The organism is Actinomadura sp. NPDC049753, from assembly GCF_040674655.1.
GTDB lineage: Bacteria > Actinomycetota > Actinomycetes > Streptosporangiales > Streptosporangiaceae > Spirillospora > Spirillospora verrucosospora.
The window spans coordinates 1-10,831 of sequence record NZ_JBFARL010000245.1; the positions used below are offsets into that span (position 1 = coordinate 1).

Below are 10,831 nucleotides of genomic sequence, written 5' to 3' on the forward strand. Positions count from 1 at the left end.
CCCGCCGAGCTCTCCGCGCGCGCGGAACGGGCGGGCGAGCTCCTCGCGGGGCTCGCCGGGCCCGGGTTCGCCGCCCGGCCCGGCGTCTACGTCGGCCGCGGCGCTCCCGGCCGGGTCGGGCTGCTGTTCCCGGGGCAGGGCGCCCCCGTACGGGAGAGCGCCGGCGCCCTCGGCGTGGTGCTCCCGGAGGCGGGGGAGCACTTCGAGGAAGGGCTCGGGGCCGACCCGATCGACACCGCCGTCGCCCAGCCCGCCGTCTTCCGCGCCTCCACGGCGGCGCTGCGCTGGCTCGACCGGCTCGGCGTCGCGGCGGCCGCTGCGGTCGGGCACAGCCTCGGCGAGATCACCGCCCTGCACTGGGCCGGCGCGCTGAGCAGCCCGGACGCCCTGCACCTGGTCACCACGCGCGGCCGCATCATGGCCGACACCTCCCAGGCGGGAACCGGGATGGCCTCCCTCGCCGCGCCGGCCGGCGCGGTCACCGAGCTCATCGACGACGCCGACCTGGTGATCGCCGCCGACAACGGCGCCGTCCAGGTCGTCGCCGGCCCCCTCACCGAGGTCGACCGCGTCGTCAAGAGGGCCCGCGCGAAGGGGATCACCGCCGGCAGGCTGAGGGTCAGCCACGCCTTCCACTCCCCGGCGGTCGCCGCGGCCGAGCCGGTGCTCGCGCGCCACCTCGCCGACCTGGCGGTGGAGGCCCCTTCCGGCCGCGTGTACTCCACGGTCACCGGGCGGGAGCTGACCGCCGCCGATGACGTCCGCGCGCTGCTCGCCCGGCAGCTCACCGCGCCCGTGCGGTTCCGGCAGGCGCTGGAGCTCCTCGCCGCGGACTGCGACCTCCTCGTCGAGGCGGGTCCCGGCCACACCCTCACGGCGATGGCCCAGTCGGTCACGGGCGTGCCGGTCCGCACGCTGGACGCGGGCGCGGAGTCGGCCGCCGCGCTCGGCGACGCCACCGCCGCGCTGTTCGCCGCCGGCGCCGTCTCCGATCTCACGGCCCTCTTCGCCGAGCGGTTCCACCGCCCGTTCGACCTCTGGCGGGAGCCGGAGTTCCTCGCCAACCCCTGCGAGAGCGCCCCGGCCGGCGACCTCGACCACGGGCTCGGCCATGCCGCGGCGGCCGCCGCGGCCCCGGCCCCGGCCGCCCCCGCTGTCCCCGCCGACGCCGCGGCGCAGACGCCGCCCGAGGCGGACGCCGACGTGCCCGCCGTGGTGCGCGGGCTCATCGCCGAGGCCCTGGAGCTTCCGCCCGATGTGATCGGCGACGGGGACCGGCTCCTCGGCGACCTCCATCTCAACTCCCTCCGCGTCGTCCAGCTCGCCGCCGAGGCCGCCGAACGGACCCGGCGGGCCGTGCCGGCCGCCCCGCCGCTCTTCGCCGAGGCCACGGTCGCCGCGTTCGTCCAGGCGATCGAGGAACTGCCCGCCGCGGAAGGCGAGGCCGGATCCCACGGGCCGCCGGAGGGGGTCCGCGAATGGCACCGCGTTCTGGTCGAGTTCAGCCGCCCGGTCGAACTGGACGCCGGACGCGCCTCCCATACCTGGCACGTCTTCGGCGGGGGCCGGCTCCGCGCGCTCGTCGAGCCGCGGCTGACCGCCCTCCCCGAGGGGGAGCCGCGCCCGGCGGTCGTCGCGTTCCTCCCCGAGAACCCGGACGACGGCGCGATCGACGCGCTGGTCGAAGCCGCGCACCTCGCGGTGGACACCGGAGCGCCCTTCACCGTCGTGGACTCGGGGGACACCGCGTCGGGCTTCGTGGGCACGATCGCCGCCGAGTACCCGTCCCTGCCGGTCCGCTGGGTCCGGGCTCTGGAGGCCGCTCCCGCGGACGCGGTCGGCGCTCTGCTCACGGCCTCGTGGCAGGGCCATGCCGAGATCGTCGTGGACGAGGAGGGCCGCGCCGGAACCCCCGCGTACCGGGCCGCAGGGTCCGGCGCGCCCAACGGCGGGGGACAGGACGCCGCCGCGCCTCCGCTGTCCGCCGGAGAGGTGCTCGTGGTGACGGGAGGCGGGAAGGGCATCGGCTTCGCGAGCGCGGCCTTCCTGGCGCGGCGCTGGGGGGTGCGGCTCGGGTTGATCGGACGCAGCGGGCCGGACGCCGACGCCGAGCTGCGGGACAATCTCAGTCGGCTGCGGGAGGCCGGCATCGACTTCTGCTACCAGGCCGCGGACGTCACCGACCCGGAGTCGCTCCGCCGCGGCGTCGCCGCGATCGTCGACCGGCTCGGACCGGTCAGAGGAGTGATCCACGCCAGCGGCCTGAACCGCCCCGCGCGGTTCCGCGAGATCGGCGCCGCCTACGCCGAGCACGCGGCGCCCAAGCACCGCGGGCTCCGCGCGCTGCTGGACGCCGTCGGCACGGACGGGCTGCGGCTGCTCCTCACCTTCGGCTCCGTGATCGGCCGGTTCGGCCTCGCCGGGGAGGCGCACTACGCCCTGGCCAACGGCCGCATGCGGGAGCTGGTCCGGATCCTCGCCCGGGACCTGCCGGACTGCCGGGTCGCCAACCTCGACTGGACGGTCTGGTCGGGAGTCGGCATGGGCGAGCGCCTCAAGGTGCTCGACGACCTCGCCCGCGCGGGCGTGTCGCCGGTTCCTCCCGACCGCGGCGCCGAGCTGCTCGCCCGGGCGGCCGAGGCGCGTCCGCCGTCGCACTCCCTGGTGGTCAGCGGCCGGCTGCCGCAGCTCGGCCGCGCCGGGGAGGCGGCCCTGGACGGGCACCGCTTCCTGCGGCGGGTGCGCGCGTGGACCCCGGGCGTCGAACTGGTGGCCGAGGCCGAGCTGAGCCTGCTCGACGACCCGTACCTGGACGACCACCGCATCGACGGTGTGGCCGTGCTGCCGGCGGTGTGCGTGCTCGAAGCGATGGCCCAGGCGGCGTCCGCGCTGACCGGCCGGCCCGTGGCGGGGGTGGCCGATTCCCGCTTCGACCGCCCCGTGGTCGTCCCCGAGCACGGGACCCGCACCCTCCGGGTATGCGCGCTCGTCCGCGAGGACGGGGACGTGGACGTCGCGGTGCGCAGTGACGAGACGGGATTCGCGGTCGACCACTTCACCGGGACCGTCACCTCCGCGGACGCCGAGCCTCCGGAGAACCCGGCCGCGGCGGAGCGGACGCCGGCCCACACCGGCGACGACCTGTACGGGCCGCTCTTCTTCCACGGCCGGCGCTTCCGCAGGCTCCGCCGCTACGCGCACCTGGAGGCCACCGCCTGCACGGCCGTGCTGGACGGCGACCGGCCCTGGCGGTTCGGGGACGGCCTCCCGGCGGACCTGCTGTTCGGCGACCCCGCCCGCAACGACGCCTCGATCCACGTCCTCCAGGCGTGCGTCCCCCACCGGCGGCTGCTGCCGGTCGGGTGCGCGCGGTTCGCCGTCCACGGGAGCGGGACCGGAGGGGGCGAGCTGACGCTCGCCGCCGTCGAACGCGATCACTCCGGCGCCGACTACACCTACGACGTGGTCGTGCGCGACGGCTCCGGCCGGCCGGTCGTGAGCTGGAGCGGACTCCGCCTTCGCGACGTCGGCCCCGTGCCGGTCACGACCCTGCACCCGGTTCTCGTCGGGCCGTACCTGCAGCGCAGCCTCACCGCACTGCTCCCGGAGCGCGACATCCGGTTGGCCGTCGAGGCCGGCGGGCCGGGCGACGACCCCGCCTCCCGCCGCCGGGCGGACGGCGGACGTTGGGCCGTCCTCGTGGAGGGGGAGCCCGTCGCCTGCGCGCGGACCTCCGATCCGGCGCCTGATCCTCCCGCGCACTGGACCGGCCTCGCCGGCCGGCTCGGCCGCCTCGTCGGTGAGCCGGACCAGCACATCCGGGCGCGGCTGCAGGCGGTCGGCGCATGCCTGTCCGGGCCGCCGGGCCCGCCCGGACTCGCCGTCCAAGGCGTTTACGAGAACGGATGGGTGGTCCTCCAGGCCGGGGGATCGGACGTCGTCTCCGTGGTCCTTTCCATCGAGGGAGAAACCGGGCCGACGGCGATGGCGATCCCCGTCAAGGGGGCCTCGTGAGGGCGTATTTCGAGTACCGGCACCTCGTGACGTTCGCCGACACCAACCTCGTGGGGAACGTCTATTTCACGAACTACCTGTCCTGGCAGGGCGCCTGCCGGGAGCGGTTCCTCGCGGAGAAGGCGCCGAAGACCGTGGCGCGCATGAACGACGACCTCGCGCTCGTCACCTCGTCGTGCTCGTGCGATTTCTTCTCCGAGCTCTACGCGCTCGACACGGTGTCCGTGCGGATGTCCCTCGTCGGAATCGACTTCCACCAGATCACCATGGGTTTCGAGTACTACCGCGTGACCGACGGGCCGGCGCGGCTGGTGGCGCGCGGCGAGCAGACCGTCGCCTGCACGCTGCGGGCGGAGGACGGCCTGACCCCTGTCGAGGTCCCGGACGAACTCCGGACGGCCCTCGACGCCTACGCGCCGGACCCGCACGCGGCCCGCCGGCCGCGATCGGAGACGCCGCCGCGATGAGGGTCCGCGAACCCGCCGCGGGCACGCAGGCCCGCGCGCCGGTCATCGGCATCGTCGGCTGCGGGCGGATGGGAACGGCGCTCGCGGAGACCGTCGCGGCGCAGCGGCGGCCGGTGCTGCTGGCCAGCCGGGGCGGCCGGTCCGCGAGCGGCCTCGCCGGACGGCTGCCGAACGCCCGCGCCGCCACCCTGGAACGGGTGGCCGGCGAGGCCGACATCGTCGCCCTCGCCAGCCCCCTGGACGCCATCCGCGCCGAGATCGCACCGCGCATCCGCGCCCACGTGGCCGGCAAGCCGGTCATCGACATGTCCAACCCGTGCGGGCACGACCTCCTCGGCCACGGATCCGCCGCCGAGCTGATCGCGCGCCTGCTTCCCGGCGGCGCCGTGGTCAAGGCGCTCAACTGCGTCTCCGCGCGGCAGCTCGCCGGCGTCGCGCGCGGCGGCGTCACGCTGACGGTCCCGATCGCCGGAGACGACCCGCGGGCCAAGGAGGCGGTCCGTTCGATCATCGAGCCGGCCGGACTCGACGTCGCCGACGCGGGCGACCTTCCCGGCAGCCGCTGGATCGAGGCCCTGGCGCAGCTGCTCATGCGCCTGGAGAAGCAGCCCGGGCTCGGCGACGCCGTGGGCTTCCGGCTGCTCCGCCTCACCGCGTGCGAGGAGACCTGGACGAGGCCGTAGCCCCGGCGGCGGACCACGGGCCGGGCGCGGTCTAGTCGATCGCGATGGGGAAGTGGTCGATGCCGCGGCCCACCCACGAGTCGCGGCGCACGGGCTCCCCGGCGGGCCGGATGCGGGGGAAGCGGCGCAGCAGCCGCGGAAGCGCGATCCGCGCCTCCAGGCGCGACAGCGGCGCCCCGAGGCAGAAGTGGCCGCCGGCCCCGAAGGTGAGCGGCGCGGTGTAGGGGCGGTCCGGGTCGAAGCGGTCGGGCCGGCGGTAGCGGCGGGGGTCCCGGTTGCCGGCGGCGAGGATCGCGACCACCTTCGTGCCCGCCGGGATCGTCGTCCCCAGAAGCTCCACGTCGGCCCCGGCCCAGCGGCTGGTCGCCTGCACCGGCGGCTCGAACCGCAGCACCTCCTCGGCGTAGGCGGAGGCGAAGCCGGGTTCGGCGCGGAGGCGGTCGGCGAGGCCGGGATGCTCGAACGACAGGAGGAGCGCGTGCGCCATGAAGAAGTTCGTCGTCTCGAACCCGGCGGTCAGCAGCAGCATCATGTTGCCGACCAGCTCGTCGCGGCCGAGCCCGCCTCCGCCGTCGTGCACCCGCACCAGGGAGCTGACGAGGTCCGCCTCGGGGCAGCGGCGGCGCCGCTCGATCAGCTCGTCGAAGTACACCGCCAGGTCGTTCATGGCGGCGTCCGCCGGGGCGAGCCGGGAGGCGTTCGTGATGCCCTCCAGGGCGGTCGTCACGTCGGCCGCGATGGCCCGGAACCACGCCTGGTCCCGCTCGGGCACCCCGAGCAGCCCGCTGATGACCGCGATCGGGAGCCGTGAGGCGAACTCGGCGATGAAGTCGACCGCCGCGCCGCCCGCGCCCGCCTCCGCCAGCGAGTCCAGGAGCCGGTCGGTGATCTGCTCGATCGCCGTCTCGTAGCCCGCCACCCGCCGGGGCGTGAACTCGCCCCGCAGCAGCCGCCGCAGGCGGGTGTGCGCCGGCGGATTGCTGTAGAGCATGGAGTCGGTGTAGGCGCGCAGCGAGGAGTGCGCCCGCCACTCCGGGTAGAAGAGGTCGAAGCTGTCCCCGTCCTGGACGCGCAGCCGCGGATCCCGGAGCACCCGGTCGCACTCGTCGTACCCGACGGCGGCCATCACCCCCGGTTTGACGTGGACCAGGTCGCCGTGCGCCCGTATCTCCTCGTACAGGGGATACGGATCCCGGAGTCCCTCGCCCACAAGCGCCGCGAGCGCCTCGCGCGGCTGCATCGTCCCCGTGGCCATCGCCTGGTCCCTTCCGCGAGATTCCTCGTGGTCGCCGCTGCGCGGGGTTCCTCGGCCCGCCGCGGCCCGCGTTCCGGCGGCGGTCATCCGCCGGGGTGGAGTTCGACGATCGACACCGCCCCCGCGGGGTGGACCGAGGCGACACCGAGCCCGGCCTCGGCGGCGAGCGCCGACAGCTCCGGCAGCGACCGCACCTTCCCTCCGCAGTAGGCGAGCATCCGCAGGTCCAGCCCGGTCGGCCCGGCGCCGTCCGGACCGACGTTCTCCACGACGAACACCGAGCCCTCCGCGCCCGCGGCCTCCGCGCAGCGGGCCAGGATGGCGCGCGCCGGGTCGTCGCCCCAGTTGTGGACGACCAGCGAGAGGACGTAGCCGCCGGCCCCCGGCGGGAGCCGGCCGAACATGTCGCCCGTCTCGACCTCGGCGCGGTCGGCGACGCCCGCCGCGGCCAGCGCCTTCCGCGCCGTGTCGGTGGCCGGGGGCCGTTCGACGAGCACGCCCCGGAGCCCGGGATGCGCGGTGAGCAGAGCGGCCAGGAGCGTTCCGTCCCCGCCGCCGACGTCCACCACGCGTCCGAGGGACGCCCAGTCGTACGCCGACGCGATCCGGCGCGCGCGGTCCGCTCCGCCCGGCCGCAGGATGGCGCGGAAGGCGGCCTCGCGGCGGGGCTCGGCGGCCAGGTCGTCCCAGAAGGAGCGGCCGAAGCGCCGCGGGTAGGCGGGCTCGCCCGTGCGGACGCTGTGCAGCAGCTCGACGTAGCACAGCTCGGCCCGGCCGCCCTCCTCGACGTCCAGGCAGGCGCGCAGGCCGCCCGGGTGGTCGCCGCGCAGCGGCTCGCCCAGCGCGGTCAACCCGTACCGGTCGGAGTCGTCCCGGGTCAGCACCCCGCGCACCGCGAGGTAGCGCATCAGGCGGGCGAGCCCGCCGGCGTCGGCGCCGGTGGCCGCCGCCAGCTCGGGCACGGTCCGCAGCCCGGACGCGATGTGGTCGGCGATGCGCAGCGTCGCCGCCACCCGCACCGCCATGGGGGTCGCGAGCTGGGCCATCGCCCACAGCGCGGGGACGGCCTCGTCCTCCGCCGCCGACACGAGTCCCGCGTCGTGGCGCGGCCGTGCCGGGACCCTGGAGCGGCGGCCGTGCGGCTCGTCGGGCTGGACCATTCCGTTCATCGATCTCCCCGGTTGCGCGGCTAGGGACGGAAGAGCTCGGCGGCCATGGCGGTGACGCCGGCGGCGGGGCGAACCGGGAAGCCGATCTGCCCCAGGACGTCCCGCCGGACGTCGACGCCGGGCGCCACCTCCGTCAGCACGAGTCCTTCGGAGGTCATCTCGAACACGGCGCGTTCGGTGACGACGACGGCGCGCTGGCCGCGTTCCAGCCCGGCGCGGACCGCGTAGGTGACGTGGTCGACCTCGGGCACGAGCTTCTGGATCTCGCCCTCGCGCAGGATCTCCAGCCTGCCGCCGTCGCAGGACACTTCGAGGCCCTTGGTGGTGAGGGTGCCCCCGAGGACGATCCGCCGCGCGTTGTGCGCGATGTCGACGAACCCGCCGCCGCCGGGGCTCGTGCCCGCGAACCGGCTGACGTTGACGTTCCCCGCGGCGTCGAGCTGGGCGAAGGAGAGCGCGGCGAGCGCGCAGCCCCCGCCGTCGATGAAGTCGAACTGGTAGGTGCCGTCGACCAGCGCCTCGGGCGAGTAGTTGGCCGAGAACTGCCAGCCGCCCATGACGACGCCGCCGAAGGAGCCGTGCTCGGTGGTGAAGGTGTAGTCGTCCAGCCGGCCGTCCTGGAAGGCGCCGTCCTCCGCCATCGCCAGGATCGCGCTCGACGCCGCGCCGAACCCGAGGATCGTGGTCTCACCCGGGCGGATCTCCCGCGCGACACGGCGCGCGATGACCTTCCCCGGCCCGGACCGCAGGCGCGGCAGGCGCCCGACCGGGTTCGCCACCGGCCGCAGGTAGCCGGGGTCGTTGCGCACCTCCGTCCCGATCAGCTCGCCCGGCGCGACCACCACGCGGTCGACGAGCACTCCGGGGACCTGCACCTCCCGCGCGGGCCGGGACCCGCGCGGGACGATCCGCGACACCTGCGCGATCACGGTGCCGCCGCTCGCCTTGACGGCGAGGGCGAGGGCGAGGGCGGCGGAGGTGAGCGGCAGGTCCTCGAAGGACAGGTTGCCCTGGGCGTCGGAGCTGCTGGCCCGGATGATCCCCACGTCCAGCGGCCAGGTGGGGTAGAGCAGGAGCTCCTCGCCGCGGAGCTCGACCACCTCTACGAGGTCGTCCTTGGCCCGCCCGGTGAGGCGGCCGCCTCCGTGGCGCGGGTCGGCGAAGGTGCCGAGGCCGATGCGGGTGAGGTAGCCCGGGCTCCGCCGCGCGACCTCCCGCAGCCAGTGCATGGCGGCGCCGATCGGCCAGCTGTAGGCCTCGACGAGATCGTCGCGGATCAGGCCCGTGAGCGCCGGGCGGGTGCCGGTGCGCGGATGCCGCGGATTGATGTAGGAGCCGGCGACGATGCGGCGCATCAGCCCCTCGCGGGCCACGCCGTCCATGCCGCCGATGTCCATGGCGTCGCCGGTGGCGCAGGGGAAGAAGAAGGTCAGGTCGCGGGGGGAGCCGAGCCGCTCGAAGCGCTCGCCGATGGCGCGCAGGACCGCGTCGGGGGTGATCCAGCCGATGACGCCGGTGCTCGCGACGGCCTGCCCGTCCTCGACGAGGGCCGCCGCGGTCGCCGCGTCGCAGACCTTGCCCCCCACGGCAGCAGCCGCGGCATCGTCCATCGCGTCCCCTCGGCGTCGCACCGGTCCCGGTCGTCCCGCGGCGGACCTGGTCCCCTCCGCGCGGACGCCGTCGATCGCTAATGCTATCAAAAACTATAGTTACCGCCCAGATCGGTGGATTGAGTTCCCGGACTTGCCGCTGGATTCGGGGTCTCCGATCGCCTTTTCCGAGACGAGGCAATATGTTTTTCTAGTAGGACGTGTTCGGGCGTGGAAAGTGAGGCAGCGTGCGACGTGGTATGGACGCCTCGTTCTCCGCCCTCCCGCTGCACTCCCTGGCCGACGCGGCGCTCGGCCGCGCGGCCGAGCTCGGGGCCGCGCACGCGTCCTTCCGCCTCGACCGCGTCCGGACGGCGCGGCTGCTGCTGCGCGACGGCGTCCTCGGCGGCGGGCAGGACACCACGGACACGGGGCTGGCCGTGCGCCTGTGGCACCGCGGCGTGCCCGGCTTCGCCGCCGTCCCCGAGCTGACGGCGAGCGCCGCCGCCGGGGCCGCCGAGCAGGCGGTGGCCGTCGCCCGCGCGTGCGCGGCGATCGGCGGCGGCTCGGGTGAGCCGGTCGGCGAGCCGGTCCACCGCGACACGACGTGGATCTCGTCGTACCGGGTCGATCCGTTCGAGGTGCCCGAGCAGGAGCGCATCGCGCTCATGGCCGACCGGAGCCGGCGGCTGCTGGCCGCGCCCGAGGTCGAGCACGTGCTGGCCTTCCTCACCCTCGTCCGGGAGAACAAGTTCTACGCCGATCTCGCGGGCACGGTGACCGCCCAGCAGCGGATCCGGGTCCACCCGCTGTTCTTCGCCCAGGGCGCGGACCCGCGCGGCGGCGGGACGGCGACGCTGCGCACCCTCGGGCCCCCGGTGGCCCGGGGCTGGGAGTACCTGGGCGGCGACGGCTGGGACTGGGAGCGCGAGCTGGCGGAGCTGCCCGCGCACCTCGCCGCCAAGCTCCGCGCCCGCCCGGTGCGGCCGGGCCGCTACGACCTCGTCATCGACCCGTCCAACCTCTGGCTGACCGTTCACGAGTCGGTCGGCCACACCACGGAGACGGACCGCGCGCTGGGGCACGAGGCGTCCTCGACCGGCACGACGTTCCTCGCTCCGGACGGGATCGGCTCGCACCGCTACGGCTCGCCGCTGATGAACGTCACCGCGGACCGCACCGCCGAACACGGCCTCGCGACGGTCGGCTTCGACGACGAAGGGGTCGCGGCGCAGTCCTGGAGCCTCGTGCGGGACGGGGTGCTCGCCGGCTTCCAGCACGACCGGCGCACCGCGGGCCTGGCGGGCCTGGGGCGTTCCAACGGCTGCTCGTTCGCCGAGTCCGCGATGCACGTGCCGCTGCCGCGGATGCCCAACGTCGGGCTGCGTCCCGCGCCCGGCGGCCCGTCCACCGCCGACCTCATCGCGGGCGTCGAGGACGGGATCTACCTCGCCGGGTCCGACAGCTGGTCCATCGACATGCGGCGCCAGAACTTCCAGATGACCGCCCAGCGGTGCCACCGGATCCGCAACGGCAGGCTGGACGGCCAGCTGAGCGGGCCGCGCCCGCGAGATCACCGCGTCTTTCGCGATCATCAACGACCTGGCCTTCGGGATGCACCCCGGCGCGGTGTCCTACTGGCCGCCGTCCACCC

At 75.5% G+C, this 10,831-nt stretch carries 7 protein-coding genes; 4 read left to right on the plus strand and 3 right to left on the minus strand.

The features are described from left to right. From AB0K37_RS36660 to AB0K37_RS36670, 3 genes are all read left to right on the plus strand, one after another. A partial coding sequence (locus tag AB0K37_RS36660) for an SDR family NAD(P)-dependent oxidoreductase (protein WP_363989268.1) occupies positions 1–4,014 on the plus strand: 4,014 nt, incomplete at its 5' end. Continuing rightward, the gene (locus tag AB0K37_RS36665) at positions 4,011–4,481 is read left to right on the plus strand and encodes an acyl-CoA thioesterase (protein ID WP_363989271.1); all 471 of its coding nucleotides are present in this window, start codon (positions 4,011–4,013) and stop codon (positions 4,479–4,481) included. The genes AB0K37_RS36660 and AB0K37_RS36665, both read left to right, overlap by 4 nt. Next, complete coding sequence (locus tag AB0K37_RS36670; protein WP_363989274.1) at positions 4,478–5,164, plus strand: NAD(P)-binding domain-containing protein; 687 nt, start codon at positions 4,478–4,480, stop codon at positions 5,162–5,164. Before AB0K37_RS36665 ends, AB0K37_RS36670 begins: the two co-directional genes overlap by 4 nt. 31 nt (positions 5,165–5,195) lie before the next feature. Here the strand turns inward: AB0K37_RS36670 and AB0K37_RS36675 are convergent, their stop codons facing one another. From AB0K37_RS36675 to AB0K37_RS36685, 3 genes are all read right to left on the minus strand, one after another. Continuing rightward, complete coding sequence (locus tag AB0K37_RS36675; RefSeq protein WP_363989277.1) at positions 5,196–6,419, minus strand: cytochrome P450; 1,224 nt, start codon at positions 6,417–6,419, stop codon at positions 5,196–5,198. Between the two features lie 83 nt (positions 6,420–6,502). Beyond that, the gene (locus AB0K37_RS36680; RefSeq protein ID WP_363989280.1) at positions 6,503–7,588 is read right to left on the minus strand and encodes a methyltransferase; all 1,086 of its coding nucleotides are present in this window, start codon (positions 7,586–7,588) and stop codon (positions 6,503–6,505) included. A 20-nt stretch (positions 7,589–7,608) separates the two neighbouring features. Beyond that, positions 7,609–9,198, minus strand: coding sequence for a CoA-transferase (locus AB0K37_RS36685; RefSeq protein WP_363989283.1), 1,590 nt, complete (start codon positions 9,196–9,198; stop codon positions 7,609–7,611). A 227-nt stretch (positions 9,199–9,425) separates the two neighbouring features. Between AB0K37_RS36685 and AB0K37_RS36690 the strand changes: the two genes are divergently transcribed. Beyond that, the coding region (locus tag AB0K37_RS36690) for a TldD/PmbA family protein (protein ID WP_363989286.1) at positions 9,426–10,831 on the plus strand (1,406 nt) is incomplete at its 3' end.

Excerpts from the sequence above, each read along its gene's own strand:
- AB0K37_RS36680 (WP_363989280.1), bottom strand. The coding sequence starts at position 7,588 with ATGAACGGAATGGTCCAGCCCGACGAGCCGCACGGCCGCCGCTCCAGG.
- AB0K37_RS36675 (WP_363989277.1), bottom strand. The coding sequence starts at position 6,419 with ATGGCCACGGGGACGATGCAGCCGCGCGAGGCGCTCGCGGCGCTTGTG.
- AB0K37_RS36670 (WP_363989274.1), top strand. The coding sequence starts at position 4,478 with ATGAGGGTCCGCGAACCCGCCGCGGGCACGCAGGCCCGCGCGCCGGTC.
- AB0K37_RS36685 (WP_363989283.1), bottom strand. The coding sequence starts at position 9,198 with ATGGACGATGCCGCGGCTGCTGCCGTGGGGGGCAAGGTCTGCGACGCG.